General features: G+C 31.9%; 13 protein-coding genes. 11 read left to right on the top strand and 2 right to left on the bottom strand.

Annotation, left to right across the window (positions count from 1 at the left end; translation table 11 throughout):
* Nucleotides 1–16: 16 nt before the first annotated feature.
* A complete protein-coding gene (gene panD, locus LPB248_RS12120) occupies nucleotides 17–367 on the bottom strand; it encodes an aspartate 1-decarboxylase (RefSeq protein ID WP_008465481.1) in 351 nt (116 codons plus the stop codon).
* 14 nt (nucleotides 368–381) lie between these two features.
* A complete protein-coding gene (gene panC, locus LPB248_RS12125) occupies nucleotides 382–1,260 on the bottom strand; it encodes a pantoate--beta-alanine ligase (protein WP_177211672.1) in 879 nt (292 codons plus the stop codon).
* 77 nt (nucleotides 1,261–1,337) lie between these two features.
* Between panC and LPB248_RS12130 the strand changes: the two genes are divergently transcribed.
* The 11 genes from LPB248_RS12130 to LPB248_RS12180 all read left to right on the top strand — a co-directional run bounded on the left by LPB248_RS12130 (nucleotide 1,338) and on the right by LPB248_RS12180 (nucleotide 17,604).
* A complete protein-coding gene (locus LPB248_RS12130; RefSeq protein WP_008465476.1) occupies nucleotides 1,338–2,144 on the top strand; it encodes a glycogen/starch synthase in 807 nt (268 codons plus the stop codon).
* 21 nt (nucleotides 2,145–2,165) lie between these two features.
* A complete protein-coding gene (locus LPB248_RS12135) occupies nucleotides 2,166–3,833 on the top strand; it encodes a DUF4270 domain-containing protein (protein WP_177211673.1) in 1,668 nt (555 codons plus the stop codon).
* 9 nt (nucleotides 3,834–3,842) lie between these two features.
* Nucleotides 3,843–5,693, top strand: a complete 1,851-nt coding sequence (glmS, locus tag LPB248_RS12140; RefSeq protein ID WP_177211674.1) for a glutamine--fructose-6-phosphate transaminase (isomerizing) — start codon at nucleotides 3,843–3,845, stop codon at nucleotides 5,691–5,693.
* 145 nt (nucleotides 5,694–5,838) lie between these two features.
* Nucleotides 5,839–6,285, top strand: coding sequence for a T9SS type A sorting domain-containing protein (locus LPB248_RS12145; RefSeq protein WP_177211675.1), 447 nt, complete (start codon nucleotides 5,839–5,841; stop codon nucleotides 6,283–6,285).
* A gap of 6 nt (nucleotides 6,286–6,291) precedes the next feature.
* Nucleotides 6,292–12,492: an RHS repeat-associated core domain-containing protein gene (locus LPB248_RS12150; RefSeq protein ID WP_177211676.1), complete on the top strand. Its 6,201-nt coding sequence runs from the start codon at nucleotides 6,292–6,294 to the stop codon at nucleotides 12,490–12,492.
* 60 nt (nucleotides 12,493–12,552) lie between these two features.
* Entirely contained in the window at nucleotides 12,553–12,891 is a 339-nt protein-coding gene (locus tag LPB248_RS17080; RefSeq protein ID WP_255462936.1) for a hypothetical protein, read from the top strand.
* Nucleotides 12,892–13,089: 198 nt separating this feature from the next.
* Nucleotides 13,090–13,788, top strand: coding sequence for a hypothetical protein (locus LPB248_RS12160; protein WP_177211677.1), 699 nt, complete (start codon nucleotides 13,090–13,092; stop codon nucleotides 13,786–13,788).
* 621 nt (nucleotides 13,789–14,409) lie between these two features.
* Nucleotides 14,410–14,775 carry a hypothetical protein gene (locus LPB248_RS12165; RefSeq protein WP_177211678.1) on the top strand — a complete coding sequence of 122 codons (366 nt, stop codon included), beginning with the start codon at nucleotides 14,410–14,412 and terminating at the stop codon, nucleotides 14,773–14,775.
* Nucleotides 14,776–15,211: 436 nt separating this feature from the next.
* Entirely contained in the window at nucleotides 15,212–15,385 is a 174-nt protein-coding gene (locus LPB248_RS12170) for a hypothetical protein (protein WP_177209580.1), read from the top strand.
* Between the two features lie 78 nt (nucleotides 15,386–15,463).
* Nucleotides 15,464–16,129, top strand: a complete 666-nt coding sequence (locus LPB248_RS12175; RefSeq protein WP_255463055.1) for an IS1 family transposase — start codon at nucleotides 15,464–15,466, stop codon at nucleotides 16,127–16,129.
* Between the two features lie 542 nt (nucleotides 16,130–16,671).
* On the top strand, nucleotides 16,672–17,604 hold the full coding sequence (locus tag LPB248_RS12180) for a hypothetical protein (RefSeq protein WP_177211680.1): 933 nt from the start codon (nucleotides 16,672–16,674) through the stop codon (nucleotides 17,602–17,604).
* Nucleotides 17,605–17,740 lie beyond the last annotated feature (136 nt).

A 17,740-nucleotide genomic window follows, 5' to 3' on the forward strand; every position in this document is an offset into this window, starting at 1 on the left:
TAAGAAAAAGAAAATCTTAGGTTAAAGAATTGTCATTTTCATTCGGGAAAATAATCCAAGGTTTGAAGGTTTTTGCTTCTTCAAAATCTAGGGTTGCATAAGAAATGATAATGATGATATCATCTTTTTGAACTTTTCTCGCTGCTGGACCGTTTAAAGTGATTTCGCCTGAATTTTTTTCACCTTTAATAGCGTAAGTTTCAAAACGTTCGCCATTATTAATGTTAACAATAGATACTTTTTCGCCTTCAATAATATTTGAAGCCTCTAGTAAAGTTTCATCAATAGTAATGCTGCCAATATAATTTAAATCGGCACCCGTTACTTTAACGCGATGAATTTTTGATTTTATAACTTGAATTTGCATGATGCAAAGTTAGATTAATTTAATGAAATGGTGTCAATCAGTCTTATAGAATTAACAAATACCGCTATAAATGCTCGGTATTTTTTGTCATTCTCTTTCTTATCGATAGATAAAAGTGTTGATTCATCAGCAATAACAAAATATTCCAGTTCGAAAGCCGCATTACCTTTGAAAGAATTTTCTACAAATTCGATTGTTTCCTTCGGACTATGATTTTGAAAAATCTCTTTTGCTTCGGTTAAAGTTTTGTAAATGATCGATGCATCTTTTCTTTCCTCCGCTGTCAAACGTTCATTACGTGAACTCATTGCAAGCTGATTTTCTTCTCTAAAAATTGGACATCCAACAATATTTACAGGTAATTCTGTTTTTTCAACTAATTTTTTGACAATTTGAAGCTGCTGAAAATCTTTTTCTCCAAAGTAAGCATTTGTTGGAGTTACGATTTCGAATAGTCTTTTAACAATTGTTCCAACACCATTAAAATGCCCAGGTCTGAATTTTCCTTCCATCTGGTTTTCTAATCCGTCAAAATCAAAAGGCTGCGAAACGGTATTTCCTTCATAAATATCTTCAACAGAAGGTGCGTATAAAATAATTTTATCACTTAATGTACGCATTTTCTTAACATCTTCTTCAAGTGTCCTAGGATATTTTGCTAAATCTTCCGGGTTATTAAATTGTGTTGGATTGACAAAAATGCTCACTACTGTGTCGTCGTTTTCTTTGAGTGAACGCTGCATTAAAGCCAAATGTCCTTGGTGTAAAGCGCCCATTGTCGGTACAAATCCGATAGTTGAATTTGCGGTTTTGATAGTTTTAAGATAGGCTATCAACGCTGCTTTACTGTAGAAAATATGCATTGAGGTATTATTAAAATTTAGTGCAAACATAATATATTAGTTATAAACTGCATAAATTTTTGTAATTTTGCAACGTTTTTATTACCAAAATTAAGTAAAATACTATTATGAAAGATAAGAGGATATTATACGTATCATCTGAAGTCGTGCCTTATTTGGCTGAAAATGAGGTTTCTTTAATGTCTTATGACGTGCCGAAAATGATTAACGATCAAGGCGGTCAGATAAGAATTTTCATGCCAAGATATGGGAATATCAATGAGAGAAGACACCAATTGCATGAAGTGATTAGACTTTCAGGAATGAATTTGGTAGTGAATGACTTAGACATGCCGTTGATTATTAAAGTAGCATCTATTCCGAAAGAAAGAATCCAGGTTTATTTTATCGATAACGATGAATACTTCAAACGTAAAGCAACTTTTACAGATGAAGAAGGTGCTTTGTATCCTGATAATGACGAAAGAGCCATTTTCTTTGCAAAAGGTGTTGTTGAGACTGTAAAAAAATTAAACTGGGTTCCAGATATTATACATGTTCATGGTTGGCTTGCAGCAATGCTTCCAATTTATATGAAGCATTATTATAAACATGAAGCATTGTTTTCTGAAACTAAAATTATTACATCTGTTTACGGACAGTCGTTTGATGAAAATTTAGATTTAGAGATGATCAATAAAGTTAAATTTGACGGCGTTCCTCATGAAGCTGTGTCAGATTTAGAAACTCCAAATTATGAGAATGTTTTAAAAGCCAGTATTTTACATTCTGATGGTGTGATTATTGCGTCGGAAAATGTTTCTCCAAGTTTAACAAAATTTATAGAATCTTCAGGAAAACCTTTTTTACCTTTCGCCGGGAAAGATGGATTTGCTGATGCTTATACAAATTTCTACAGAACATTTGGACTTTAAATTTTAATTTTATTATTAGACATGTATAAAACTTCTTTTTTTAAGAAATCTCTTTTGGCTGTAATGGCTATTTTTCTATATTCTTGTGACAAAGATTTTAATGCAATTGGTGAAGGTTTGATCGGAGATGACCATTTTGGACTTGAATCTGAAAAATATGATGTTTTAGCTTTTAATCAAGAAGTTACGCCTATTCAGTCAAATAATATGGTGACAAATGCTTTAGGTATTTTTGATAATCCGCTTTTTGGAACTACAACTGCAAATTTTGTAACTCAGATTGGGCTTACGTCATATACTCCAACAATTGGTGAGGCGCCAGTTATTGATAGTGTTAAAATAGAGATTCCTTACTTTAGCCATGTTCTCAGTACTGATAAAGAAGGAAATAGCACTTATGAGTTAGATTCTATTTACGGTGATAAAAATGGGAAATTTAAATTAAGTATATATGAGTCTGGAATTCAGATGAGATATAGTTATTTTAATGGCGGTAATCAGTTGCCTCAGTTTTATTATACAGATCAAAATACAGAATTCTCTAATAAAAAAGTTGGAGAAAGATTAAATAATGGTGGAGCTTTAGAGAATGATGAGTTTTATTTTAATGCAAATGAGATTGTAATTAAAACAACTGATCCTACTACAAAAGCAGTAACAACAGAAAGAAAAAAGCCTCAGATGACCCTGCATCTTAATACGCAATTTTTTCAAGATAAAATATTGAATGCAGCGGCTTCTAAACTTTCATCAGAAGATGTTTTTCAAGAATATTTTAGAGGTTTGTATTTTAATGTCGAAAGGTCTGGGTCTAGTCCGAGTAATATGGCATTAATGAATTTTGGTGAAGGTAAAATCACTGTTTATTACAAAGCTAAAACAGAATCTACAGAAGATTCTGATACTACCATGGAGAATAAAACAATTGTTTTGAATTTGAAGGGCGCTAGCGCAACAACATCAAATACTGCCAGTTTTCTTCAAGATACTCGAAATCCTGATTATGAAAGTGCTATTACAACAAATGTAAATAAAACGGATGGAGATGAAAAACTCTATTTAAAAGGAGGTCAGGGTTCATTAGCGGTCTTGAGACTTTTTAACCCGACTGACGTAATGGGGTATGATGAAAAAGGGAATGTTGTAAATAAAGCAAATAATGTTCCTGATGAATTAGATGAAATTAGACATAATGCTGTAGTTAAAAACTGGAAGGTTAATGAAGCTAATTTGGTGTTCTCGATTGATGCTGATAAAATGGCAGGAGCAGAAGAGCCAAATAGAATATTTTTGTACGATTTGACAAATAATACTATTTTATTAGATTATTCGACAGATGCTTCTTCTACTTATGGAGGATTGATTACTGTAGGGTCTGATAAAAGAGGGAAGAGTTATAAAATTAGAATCACAGGTCATATCCGTAATCTGATTAAGGATGCAACGGCTAAAAATGTTGATTTAGGACTGGTTGTTTCTCAAAGTGCTACAATGCTTACATTTAATGCGTTAAAAAACAAGATTCAAATTAAGGATAATCCAATTGAATATTTTTCTGCGGCACCAAGAACATCAGTTATGAATCCTTTGGGTACAGTCTTATTTGGAGGGAAGAAAGGTGGTTCACCTGATTCAGAACAAGAAAAGAAAAGATTGAAACTCGAAGTATACTACACGAAACCAAATTAATAAATATATATGTGTGGAATTGTTGGATATATCGGTCATCGAGATGCCTATCCTATTGTAATAAAAGGATTAAAGCGTCTTGAGTACAGAGGATATGATAGTGCCGGCGTTATGTTGTATGACGAAGAGGCGGGCATTAAAGTTTGCAAAACAAAAGGTAAAGTTTCTGATCTTGAAGCTAAAGCCAATGAAAGTTTTACAACAAACGGAAATATTGGAATTGGACACACACGTTGGGCAACTCATGGGGTTCCTAATGATGTGAATTCACATCCTCATCTTTCTAATTCTGGAGATTTAGCAATCATCCATAACGGAATTATAGAGAATTATGCGCCTTTGAAAGAGGAGCTTATCAAAAGAGGGTATACTTTTAAATCGGATACAGATACTGAAGTTTTAGTTAATTTAATAGAAGAAGTTCAGAAGAAAGAAAACATCAAATTAGGTAAAGCTGTTCAAATTGCATTGAACCAAGTTGTTGGAGCTTATGCAATTGCTGTTTTTGATAAAAAAAATCCAAACGAACTTGTTGCGGCGAGATTAGGAAGTCCGTTGGCAATTGGAGTTGGAGAAGGGGAGTATTTTGTTGCTTCTGATGCTTCACCATTTATTGAATATACTTCTAATGCAGTTTATTTAGAAGATGGAGAAATGGCAAATATTAGATTGCATAAGCCTATTAAAATTAGAAAAATTCAAGATGACTCTTTAGTAGATCCTTATATTCAAGAACTTCAAATGAACTTGGAGCAGATTGAAAAAGGAGGGTATGATCACTTCATGTTAAAAGAAATCTATGAGCAGCCAAGCGTAATTAAAGATACTTATAGAGGAAGACTTCATGCCAATGAAGGAATTGTTCAGATGGCTGGTGTTGAAGACAACTTAGAGAAATTCTTAAATGCAAAACGTATTCTGATCGTAGCTTGCGGAACTTCTTGGCACGCAGGTTTGGTGGCAGAATATATCTTTGAGGAATTTACACGCATTCCTGTTGAAGTAGAATATGCTTCTGAATTTAGATACAGAAATCCAATTATTAATAAAGATGACGTAGTTATTGCAATTTCACAATCAGGAGAAACTGCAGATACTATGGCCGCTATTAAATTGGCTAAAGAAAACGGAGCATTTGTGTTTGGAGTTTGTAACGTAGTGGGTTCTTCTATTTCAAGAGAAAGCCATGCAGGTGCTTATACACACGCAGGACCAGAAATTGGAGTGGCTTCTACAAAAGCATTTACTACTCAAATTACAGTTTTAACGATGATTGCTTTACGTTTAGGAAAAGCGAAAGGAACATTGTCAAATACAGATTTCCATACCTATCTTCAAGAATTAGAAATTATTCCTGAGAAAGTTGCTGAAGCATTAGAAACTAATGATAAAGCAAAAGAAATTGCTGCTGCATTTAAAGATTCGCCAAACTGTCTTTATTTAGGTAGAGGATATAATTTCCCTGTAGCTTTAGAAGGGGCATTGAAATTAAAAGAGATCTCATACATTCATGCAGAAGGTTATCCAGCTGCAGAAATGAAGCATGGCCCAATTGCTTTAATTGATGAATTTATGCCGGTTATTGTAATTGCTCCAAAACAAGGACATTACGATAAGATTGTAAGTAACATTCAGGAAATTAAATCAAGAAGCGGTAAAATTATTGCTGTGGTTACAAAAGGAGATACTCAAGTTCGTGAATTGGCAGATTATGTAATCGAAATTCCTGAAACTTCAGATGCATTATCGCCATTAGTTACCACAATTCCGTTGCAATTACTTTCTTACTATATAGCAGTTATGAGAGGTTGTAATGTTGACCAGCCTCGTAACTTAGCGAAGTCGGTTACAGTAGAATAAGATTCTATTTTAAAATATAAATATGTTAAAAAAGCGAGATTTAGGTCTCGCTTTTTTTTTTGCCTAAAAGTTAAAATTAGGATAAAATTTGTAAGAATATAATTATTTTATATGTTTGTAGGAAATATTTTAAAATTTATAAGCCATGCAAAAAATTCTACTCCTTATTTTTCTTCATTGCTGCTTTTTTTCCCTTGCTCAAACCAAGCTTAACTTCAACTACGATCAAGCAGGAAATCAAATTACGAGAACATTATGTATTAATTGTTCGGCTAAATCTGCAAAAGATATTGTAGAACCAGAAGCTTTAACTGAAAATGATTTACAAAAATTCTCTGCCGAAGATGTTATTTCTTATTATCCAAATCCTGTAAGAGAAGAACTGTATTTACAGTGGGAATTGACACATGATAATTATGTGGCTTCTGTACATGTTTATTCGATTACAGGACAAGTATTGCGAACTTTTCAGCCCAATTCCAATACTAATAATTTAAGCATTCCTTTTCAGCAATACTCTGCTGGAGTTTATCTAGTGTTGCTTTCATACAAAAACGGAGGAGAAAAATCTATTAAAATTATTAAAAAGTAGTTCGTAATGAGAAAGTTTTATATTAGCCTATTGTTTTTATTAGTTGGTTTATTGGGGTTTGGACAGTCTGCAGAAGTTGGCGTTACAGAAGGAGAATTGTCAGTATCTCTTACAGGTGCAGCCAATTATAAAATTCCTATTGCTGTTCCTCCTGGGATTAATGGAGTTGCTCCACAGATAAGTTTATCATATAATAGTCAAGGGGGAATTGGAATGGCTGGTTTTGGTTGGAACATTCTTGGTATTTCGGCTATTACAAGGATTCCTTCAACATTATACCATGATGGAATTATTGATCCTGTTGATTTTAATGGTTTAGACCGTCTCGCTCTTGATGATAAGAGATTAGTTTTAAAGAGCAGTGAAAAATTTGATGTTGGAGGAACAAAGAGAATTTATGAAACTGAAATCTTTTCTAATCTAAAGATTACAGGTTATAGTGGATATGTGCAAAATAATAATACGTTAGATTTAGTATTTAGTCCTGTTGACTATTTTACAGTAGAATATCCTGATGGTTCTATGGCAAAATATGAAAACCATGGCTCTGCCACAGATTGGACAATTAGTTATTGGGAAAATCCGCAAGGAGTTGTTATTAAGTATGAGTATAATACGGAGTATTCTGGAAGTACAAGCTCAACTAATAATTCAGTAATTGAAAAAATTACGTATGGTGCTTTAAAATCAGGAAGCCAAATAAATGAGATACAATTTGTTTATAAATCTAATTATAGGATGGAGCAAGTTTATATCGGCGGAAAAAACTTCGTCCGTAATAAAATCTTGAGCGGAATTAATATGAAAACTAATGGAACAGGATTTAGAAGTTATTCTTTAACCCATGATACTTCTTCATTAGGCTATTCTCGTCTTACAAGTATAACTGAGAAAAGTGGAGATGGAAGTAAAAGTTATAATCCTACCGTTTTTAAATATGCTGAGAATCAAACTTTATTATCTCCACAAATAGAGTATTTTGGTGATAGTAATGGATTTTATATGTCATCGTCTTTGTCTAATGTGGTAGTTGGTGACTTTGATGGTGATGGAGATATTGAATTTGTAAATCATAAGGATTATAAAGGAGGTTTTTCTCTTAATAAAGTTTTAGATGATAATTCTGTTAAAAATTTATCTCAAGTAGATAATGTATTTCCTTCTAATAGAGCTTTATATGCTGTAAATACATTGGACAGTAATTTGAAGATTTCTAGGAAAGAAAGCGTTTGTGCTTATGTCCAAGAAAGTGCTCTTAGCTCTCAATATTATTATAAAATCTACACTTATAATTTAGATACAAAAAATTTAGAGTTAGATTATCAAAAAGCGCAACCCCTTGGAGCGCCTTATCTTGGAGTTCCCTCTTTGGCTGCTGATTTTGATGGTGACGGAATGACAGAATTAATCAGATTAAAAGAACCTGTAAATGGATACTCTCAAATACAGCTTATTAATTTAGATCGTAGAAAGAGTGCCGATTTCATTACGGAAGCGGGTTCAATTCAAATAGGACCTTCGATTGATACATCTGGAGGTAAAGGAACATCGTTTGCAGGACTCAGTAGTGTTAAATATGGGGATGTAAACGGAGATGGGAAAATGGATATTGTTGTTTTCAGAGGTGATCCATATAACGATATTACGGTTTACACTTTGAAAGATAATGTTTTTGTACAATTATTTAGAGTAAAACAAAACATGCCAGGTGATATTGGGGATTTGAAATGGTCTCGCATAGAGGTGTTTCCTATAGTAATGGGGGATTTTAATGGAGATGGGAAATGCGATATTTTTCTTGCAGATTTAAAGAAAATTCTATTAGCAACGGGAGGGGATTATTTTGTTGAGGAATACTTGTTAAGTTATGTACCTAGAAAATACGATCAAAATTATGTGCCAGAAGTATTAGTCGCATTTGATTACAATAATGACGGTAAAGCTGATATTTTAAGTATTAAATTATCAGAAACAGGTAGCCCTAGTTTTCAGTCAAGGATAGATGTAAATTTATTTTACAGGACAAATCAATGGTTTAATTATTCTTTTAATAATACAAGATATAAACCGACTCTTACTAAAAATTTTATTCCTCTCTTTACTAGAAAAAATAAAACTAATGAATTTAAAACGGATTTAGCGATAATCCAAGATGGTAATATTTCTTTTTTTTCCAATAAAAATTATGTCGAGGGACAAAATTTATTAAAAACAATCACTTTAGGAAATGGTGTTAAAGAAACTCTTACTTATATGTCATTAAATGACAATAACGGGATTTATACAGCGGGAACTTCCCAAGTTTATCCTAATATGGATATGAAATTTAATTCTGGATTTAAAGTGGTTTCGCTATTAGAAAAACAAAGCAGTAACCAATATAAAAAGCAGTTGTATCAATATGGTGGTGCGGTTATGAATCTTGAAGGATTAGGGTTTTTAGGTTTTGGAAGTACGGTAAAAACAAACTGGCATGACAATACTTCACAGATCATTTCTTATATTTCAAAAAATGATATTTCATTGCGAGGAGCTAATGTTGAAAATTATACAGTTTTGGGCTTACATGAGCCTTTGTATGAATCTTCAAATCAAGTTACCTCTTCAATTATAAAAGAAAATAATTATACGGTTACAGGAACTGAAAATCTAGTCGCTTCTCAAAGCATTACTTTAAAACCCAATACTTGGATAAAACCAGGCAGTAGTTTTTTGGCAAAAATAAATACAACAGCCAATAAATCGATAAATGAACCTTCGACTTTTGTAACAAAATCGATATTAACTTATGAAAGCGAGTTGTTCTCTAATAAGGTTTTTAAAGTTAAAAACGTTTCAGCTAAACAATTTAATGGTTTTGAAAATACAACTAGCGAAACCCGGATAAATTATGATAATTACAATAATCCAACAAAAATTACAGCAACAAATGAAGGAGCATCAACTAAACAGACAAGTATAACAGATATAGTTTATCAAAACATTGAATCACCCGTTTACATTGTGGGCAGACCATTAAGTAAAATCCAAAATGTAACTTTAGGAAGTGAAAAAATGCGAACAGAAGAATCGTATGATTACAATGCGCAGCAGTTGCTTTTTCAGGTTCAAAAGAAAGGAGATGAGACAACAAATTATATTACAGAGAATCGAGAATATGATAAATTTGGCAACATTACAAAACGAACTTTAAAAGCTGGACAGGATACAAGAGAATTTAATTTTGAATATGATACATCTGGACGATTTTTGAGTAAAGAAACAGATGCTGAAAAACTTGTTACCAGCTATTTATTTAATGCCAATGGGACATTAAAATCTATAACAAATCCTTTAGGACAAACAACAGGATTTGAATATGATTCCTGGTTTAGAAAAAAATACGAAACCAATTATTTAGGTAATATCAATGAGTATAAATATGTAAACAGTATTGGATATACAATTGTTACTAAAACTTATACAGACGGAAACGTTACAGAGGAAACTTTTGACGATCTAGGGCGAAAAATAAAATCGGGTTCAAAAAATATAATGGGAAGTTTTACTTATGTTTCTTATGCATACGATGTACAAGACCGAAATTATAAAGTAAGCGAGCCGTATATTGGAACAACCCCATCACAATGGAACGAAACAAAATATGACGATTACGGACGTGTTGAAACACAAACGGCCTATACTGGAAAAGCAACCAATTTTCTTTATACAGGTTTAACCACTACAGTAAATGATGGGACAATTTCTAAAACGTATAGAAAAGATGCTGTTGGTAATGTAATTTCGATGTTTGATGTTCCTTCTAATGAAATTAAATATACCTATTTTGCAAATGGAGAGTTAAAAGAAGTAAATTATGATGGTATAAAAACAAAATTTTTGCAAGACGGATGGGGCAGGAAAAAACAGATTGATGATCCATCTGCAGGAATATTTAAATATACCTACAATGATTTTGGGGAGCTTATAAGTGAAGAAAATAAAAACGGAGTAACATCTTATAAACTAACCCCAGAAGGTAGACTAGACGAAAAAACGATTTCGGGACTTTACACCAATTTTAAAACAAAATACACTTATGACGGAACAAATAAACTATTAATAAATAGCCAGTTTAATGACGGCGTTAATACGATTAAAACCGATTATATTTATGATGATAAAAAACGAATCGGGACAAAGATCGAATCAACACCATTTGCAGTATTTACTAAAGATTATAGATACGATTCTTACGGACGTTTACTCACAGAAGCATCAATAGCTTCGAGATTAGGCGGTAAGGCTAGCAGTAAAACTGTAAAATACGGTTATAAAAATGGTGCGCTTTATCAAATTTTTGACAATGGCACTAATGCTTTATTATGGCAGACCAATACCATAAATGCAAAAGGGCAACTTTTGACCGCTCAAAACGGACCACTGACACTGACTAATGAGTATGATAGTTACGGCTATAACAAACAATTTAAATTTGACAAAACCACGCCATCGGTCAATATATTGTCTTTAGGAACTAGTTTTAATGCAGCTACAGGAAATTTAGATAACCGTACCAACAATATAATGGCGTGGAACGAAAGCTTTAATTATGATAATTTTGACCGATTAACAGAATTTACAGGAATTAGCGGAGCAAAAGAAACCCAGGCTTATGACAATAAAGGCAGAATTACCCAGAATAGTTTAGGTACATATACATACTCTAATGAAAAACCATACCAAAATGCTTCAATTACAGTAAGCCCAGAGGCTTTACAATATTATACAGCCAAACCGTCTCAGATTATAGACTACAATGTTTTTAAAAGCCCTATCTTAATTAACGAGAAAGATGTCGACAAAGTAAGTTTCGATTATAACGACAATAATTATCGAACAGCAATGTTTTATGGCGATTTGCAGGATGACAAATTAAAAAGACCTTTCCGAAAATATTACAGCGCAGATGGTACTATGGAAATAAAAGAAAATAGAACAGCGGGTGTTATAGATTTTGTGACCTACATAGGCGGAGATGGCTACACTGCTCCAATAGTATTTAAAAGCAATGGAGATACAGACCAGAAATATCTATTTTTACAAAGAGATTACCAAAATTCTATTGTAGCGGTAACAGACCAGTCTGGAACAGTTTTAGAAAAAAGAGTTTTTGATGCTTGGGGTGCTATTGCCAAAGTACAGGACGGAGCCGGAAATACACTTTCGGGATTAACAATTTTAGACAGAGGTTACACAGGTCATGAACATTTGCAGAGTGTGGGGTTAATTAATATGAATGCCCGCTTGTACGACCCTAAACTGCATCGTTTTTTACAGCCTGATAATAATATTCAGGATCCTTTTAATACACAAAACTACAACCGTTATGGGTATGTAATGAATAACCCTCTTCGATATACAGATCCAAGCGGAGAATTTTGGAATGTCGTTTTTGGCTATTTATTTGCAGCATATGTAAAAGGAGCTTATGAAAGTGGAGGACAATTAAACCCCGGAAAATGGAATTCTAATGCTTGGACAAGCGCTTTTGCAGGAGCGGCTTCAGGTGCAGCTTCCTCGTACACTACTGGAGTGGTAAATAATTACTTAGATAATTATAATAACAAGCCAGCTTTGGGATCTAGTGCGATTGGGTCTGGTTATGATTTGCCTTCATTTGTAGAGAATAATTCGAAAGGGGATTTTGATTTTAGAGAAGCTAGTAATATTGGAGATACTAGGCCATTAATCCAACAATATAATGATAATCCTAGAGAGCCTTACGCTGAATATGATCCAGCAGGTGCCTTTTTTACATTTTTGGCTACAGATTTAGCGTTAGGAGAACACGTAATGTTTAATAAAGATACATGGTATAGTTTAAAAACGATGAAAAGCTATGGCCAGCATTTTAATGGTAATGGAGCTACAGGAGGTAAAGTTGCTTCGGCATTAAAAATGTCAAATAAACTGAAATGGGGAGGACGAGGTATTTCGGCTTATAATGCATGGTCAATTTATGACTCTTATAGTAATAATGAAATTGATGAGCTTACTTTCGTGACAGAACAATCATCAAATGCGTATGCTACTTTTGGTGGCTCATATGGAGTAGCATGGGGTATTGGTTGGGAGGCAGGAAGGTGGATAACAACTTGGAATTCTTATCAGAAATGGAAACAAGAAACTGTATTGCCATGGAGAAGAGAGAAATTTGGATATTAAATTTATATGTTTTTTATGGATGTTATATATTATTATTGTTACCTATTTTATAAAAAAATCTTGAAAGAAGATGAACCTCATGCTTTAACAGTTTGGGCTTTAGGTATTGGAGAGGGTTTTTTAGTAGGTTCGATTATCAATATCTTTTTAATTCGTTTTTTTTGTTTTAGAATGGATAAGTGGTTAATGATTGGAATTAGTATTTTATTTTTATTGGTTAATTATTTTTATTTTTTTAAATCTAAAAGATCATTAAGGATAATAAAAGAAAGGCCTCTTTTTTTTGGAAGTCCTAAGATTTCAAAAATTTTGACAATAGTTTTTTTTGTTATTATAATCTCTTCAATGTTTTGGGGAGCAATTTGTTCCAAATATTTGTTAGAGACTTGTTGTAGATAAGAGAGGATAGAGCCTCTGCGATATACAGATCCAAGCGGAGAATTCTGGAATGTCGTTTTTGGCTATTTATTTGCCGCATACGTAAAAGGAGCTTATGAAAGTGGAGGGCAATTAAATCCTGGAAAATGGACTTCTAATGCTTGGACAAGCGCTTTTGCAGGAGCGGCTTCAGGCGCAGCTTCCTCGTACACGACTGGAGTGGCAAATAATTACTTAGATAATTACAATAATAAGCCAGCTTTAGGACCAAGTGCTATCGGACCGGGATCAAGCGCTAATCCATTTGTAAAGGATTATAATTATAGTTTTAAAGATGATCCAGCAAATGTTTATGCAGATCCTGAAAGTTCAGGATTCAGCAATGGTGATATTGCGTCTTTGGGCGGTATAATAGGGGGATTAAGCGGTGCTATGAATGAATTGTCTGTTGTGAAATTTCATAATGCTGCACCTGTGGGAAAATTTGCTGTAAATTTTAATGGTTCAATGCGATATTGGTCAGAATCTTTCAAAGGAGGAACAAAAGCAAATATTTCAGGTTCTGTGATACAAGCTGCAAAAAATAGTTCAGGATCCTTAAGATTTGCGTCTACATTAGGCAAATTTGCGTCTTATGGGGGTTCTTACCTAGGGTATTATTCTGCAGTTGAAAATTTGATTAACGATGATTATTATGGTGCTTTTAGAGAAGGCTTGGTAAATAGGTATAGTATACATCTTTCAAATACAAGAGGGAATATTTATGGAATAGGAATCACAATTGGTTGGAGTATCTTAGGACCTAGGGTTACAAATAGCGAGGCTTATAACAGATTCTTCTTTGGTAAAAACTCAGCGATTTATCAGGATTTAGAAAGAAAAAATAATTGGTACGAAAGTAAGATTTTTAAAGATTAATATCATGAAAATTTATAAATATATTTATTATCTCTCACTCATTAAAAGCTCTAAGAAGCATTCTGCACCAGAGTTTTATGCCTACAGTCTTTTATCTTTTACTCAAACAAGTAATTTATTAACAATCATAAATGTTGTATTAATTATTACGAGAGTAAAAGTTAATTATGATTTACGTTTGGTTGCTATGGTTTGTCCTATTTTATTTTATTTTATTAATTATTATTATTATAGTACAAGGGGAAATGGTGAAATCATTATGAAAGACAAAAGTTATAATTTAGGTAAATGCTCATATTTACTTGACCTCTTTACTTATTCATCGTTCATTTTTGTTATTATATCATATTATTTTTACAAGAAATTTATGTAAATGGTTGGTAGTTCATAAGATCTTGAAAATCAGTAAATATATTTATTATTCGTCTTTTCTTCAAAGTAAGAAAGAGACGGCTTTTATTAGCATTAACCACTAAAAGTGGTAATATTGGATTGCCTTGGTCTTTTGGATGGGAATTAGGTAGGTTTTTTACGAATACAGATTTTTATACTAATTGGTATAGAAATACTTGGCACCCTTATAGGTTTGAAACTTTAGGCTATTAATGTAAATAAACGAAAATGAAATTTTTTAAATATATTTATTACAATGTGTATTTAGCTAGTGCTAAATACAATGCTTCTCCGGAAATACCTGTAATTAGCTATATATCTTTTGCTCAAACTAATAATATAATCAGTTTGATCTATGTATTTCTTTTTTTTACAAAATTGGTTAGAAAATTTAATCTTCCAGTTATCTATTTAATTATTCAAATTATTTTATTTATTGTGAATTATTATTATTTCATAGTTTTTAAAAAGGGTGACGTAATTGTGAAAAATGAAAAATATTCATTAGGTAAATTTTCTTTTATGACAGAAGTATATTTGTTTTTATCTGTGCTTTTAACAGGATTAACCGGGTATTTATTTCAAGAATTTTAAAAAACTTTCGGTTATTAACGTTCATAAACAAAATGAAAATTTATAAATATCTATATTATAGTTTGTACTTTAAAAGTTCAAGACATAATGCCTCACCAGAGATTCCAGTAGTGGGATATATTTCTTTTACACAGACAAATAACATTCTTAGTATAATAAATCTTTTTTTATTTTTTACAAAATGGGTTAAAAATTATAATCTTCCAGCTACATACTTAGTGATTGAAATAGTTCTTTTTATTATTAATTACTATTATTTCGTAAAATTAAAAAAGGGAGAATTGATCGCTCAAGATGAAAAATATTCGCTAGGAAAATTTTTCTTTTTAACGGATGTCTATTTATTTTCGTCAGTTATAATAATGGCATTGACTTATTATTTATATAGAGAATGTTAAATTATTTACATGCTTAGAAAAATATATTTGCTAGAGCTATGAGAAATTCTAAACTGCATCGTTTTTTACAGCCTGATAATAATATACAAGATCCTTTTAATACACAAAACTACAACCGTTACGAGTATGTGGTAATGTATCAAATGTGTTGGTTGTTATGTTTTAAAATTATAACTGTTGATTATCAGGTTTTTAAAGGGTTTTTTGGATAGTAAGTAAGTAATAGGGAAAAGGCTAAGTTGGTTTTTTTATTATTTAATGTCTCAAATTGGGATAAAATGACTTTAAGTATGAGTTCGTGTTTCAGATGTGTTGGTGAAATTATGTGTATGATAAAATATGGCAAAACAAAATCAGGCAATCAGAGATATATTTGCAAGCGATGTAAGAGAACTCGAGTCGAAAATTATGTTTACCAAGCCTATAAACCTGATACGAGCAAAAATATTATTCAATTAACAAAAGAAGGATTGGGAATTAGAAGTACTTCGCGAATATTAAAAATTTCGACCACTACATTATTAAAAAGAATTGTATTAATTGCTAAAAATATTTGTCAACCAATTATCTGCAAAGGAAAAAGCTATGAAGTCGATGAAATTCGTACATATGTCAGACATAAACAAAATTTTATTTGGCTCGTATATGCTCTCGAGAAAGACTCGAAGAAAGTTGTAAGTTTTAATGTTGGAAAACGAACTAATAAAACATTAAGCTTGGTTTTGGATACTTTAAAATTATCAGAAGCTAAAAAGGTATTTACAGATAAATTAAAAAATTATAAGTATTTAATTGATTCAAAATCGCATTCTGTAAAACGTTTCGGTACAAACCATATCGAGAGACAGAATCTCACATTAAGAATTCATCTTAAAAGATTGAATCGAAGGACTATTTGTTTTAGCAAAAGTTTGATAATCTTAATTTCTGTTCTGAAAATTTATTTTTGGTCTTAAAGCCAATCTTTTATTTCGAAAGATTTTATATTATTAGATGTAGAAAATTATCATTTGGGATATTAATCAAAAAAATGACGTGGCTTAATTCCTCGCTATACAAAATGAGTCTAACTCCTAGAGTATTTTTCTAGTAATTACTGTATTCCATAAACATTTATCTTGCTTGAGGTAAGAAAAAACTTTAATTTTTATTGTATTTTGTTGTTTTTTTATAAATTTGAAAGATTTTACTTTCAAAAAATAATAATAATAATTTTGAAAATAAAGACGGGTGTTTATGAAGTTAATTTGAATGAAGTAACCCTCGCTCCCATACGAACCCTGACAGCGAGGATTTGTAATCCGTACTCGTATAGTGTATCAATAAAGTGAGAATAAATAAGATTTGATAATTGGAGTGTGGAAGGATTACAAATCAGAAACATCGGATTAAGCTTTTACTCTGAATCAAAAAATGAAAATATAAAGTCAGGAGAGGCTTACTCTTTGAATAAAGATGAAAAACAAAACAGAGAAATAGAAAATTTAAAAAAGAGGTTATGAAAAAAAAGATATTGCTAGTTATACTTTTTAGTTTTGAGATTAATTTTGGGCAAAATATTTTTCCAACAAATGGGAACGTAGGTATTGGAACAATTTCTCCAGCTAGTGGGTTAGAAATAAGAGGGTCATCGCAGGTTGGTTACGAAGTTGGGACATTAAAATTAAGAAGTGAAACTCTTAATCAATTCATGTATTTTGGATATGATGATCAGTATTCTGCTGGGTATATTCAAAGTGTAAAACCAGGAACTGCTCAGCAGAATATATTACTTGCTCCTTGGGGTGGCAATATTGGAGTAGGAACTGTAAATCCCGAAACTTTATTGAATGTAAGTGTTGGTTCGGGAGGTGTAAATGGTACTGCGGGGATTAGGGTTGGAGGATTGTACAATTATTCGAGCTTAGAGTTTGGAATAGATGGAGATTATGACGGAATGATTAGAAGTTATGGGAATAATATAAATTACTACGCAGGGCATTGGAAATCTAAAGGTATTTCCGCATCAGAAGATCATAGTCATAATTGGTATACTTCAAAGAAGGGTTCGTCTGATTGGTCTTCAATAAAAATGACATTGAATGAAAATGGAAATTTGGGTGTTGGAATTATAAATCCTTCTAATAAATTAGATGTAAACGGAACAATCCATTCACAGGAAGTAAAAGTAGATATGAACAACTGGTCAGATTTTGTTTTTAAAAAAGGATACAATTTACCAACACTAGAACAGGTAGAGAGACATATTGTTGAAAAAGGACATTTAGAAAATATTCCAAATGAAGAAGAAGTTTTGAAGAACGGAATTAGTTTGGGTGAAATGAATGCAAAACTATTGCAAAAAATCGAAGAAATGACATTATATATCATTGAGCAAAACAAGCAAATTATAGACTTAAATAAGAGATTGGAAAAAGTTGAGTTAAAGTAATAGAAATAACAAACATGTTAAAAAAGCGAGATTTAGGTCTCGCTTTTTTTTATTGTCAAAAATTTTTTTGAGCCTATGTATTTTTATGAATTTTTCATTTTTTTGATGAAAATTTATATGTATGCATAGTATATTG

The sequence above is a fragment of the Flavobacterium sp. LPB0248 genome (genome assembly GCF_013388355.1).
Lineage (GTDB): Bacteria > Bacteroidota > Bacteroidia > Flavobacteriales > Flavobacteriaceae > Flavobacterium.

What these genes read in the sequence shown, in the direction of transcription:
- LPB248_RS12165 (WP_177211678.1), top strand. Translation starts at nt 14,410, where the DNA reads ATGAAATTTTTTAAATATATTTATTACAATGTGTATTTAGCTAGTGCT.
- LPB248_RS12180 (WP_177211680.1), top strand. Translation starts at nt 16,672, where the DNA reads ATGAAAAAAAAGATATTGCTAGTTATACTTTTTAGTTTTGAGATTAAT.
- LPB248_RS12145 (WP_177211675.1), top strand. Translation starts at nt 5,839, where the DNA reads ATGCAAAAAATTCTACTCCTTATTTTTCTTCATTGCTGCTTTTTTTCC.
- LPB248_RS12170 (WP_177209580.1), top strand. Translation starts at nt 15,212, where the DNA reads ATGAGAAATTCTAAACTGCATCGTTTTTTACAGCCTGATAATAATATA.
- LPB248_RS12175 (WP_255463055.1), top strand. Translation starts at nt 15,464, where the DNA reads ATGAGTTCGTGTTTCAGATGTGTTGGTGAAATTATGTGTATGATAAAA.
- glmS (WP_177211674.1), top strand. Translation starts at nt 3,843, where the DNA reads ATGTGTGGAATTGTTGGATATATCGGTCATCGAGATGCCTATCCTATT.
- panD (WP_008465481.1), bottom strand. Translation starts at nt 367, where the DNA reads ATGCAAATTCAAGTTATAAAATCAAAAATTCATCGCGTTAAAGTAACG.
- panC (WP_177211672.1), bottom strand. Translation starts at nt 1,260, where the DNA reads ATGTTTGCACTAAATTTTAATAATACCTCAATGCATATTTTCTACAGT.
- LPB248_RS12150 (WP_177211676.1), top strand. Translation starts at nt 6,292, where the DNA reads ATGAGAAAGTTTTATATTAGCCTATTGTTTTTATTAGTTGGTTTATTG.
- LPB248_RS12130 (WP_008465476.1), top strand. Translation starts at nt 1,338, where the DNA reads ATGAAAGATAAGAGGATATTATACGTATCATCTGAAGTCGTGCCTTAT.
- LPB248_RS12135 (WP_177211673.1), top strand. Translation starts at nt 2,166, where the DNA reads ATGTATAAAACTTCTTTTTTTAAGAAATCTCTTTTGGCTGTAATGGCT.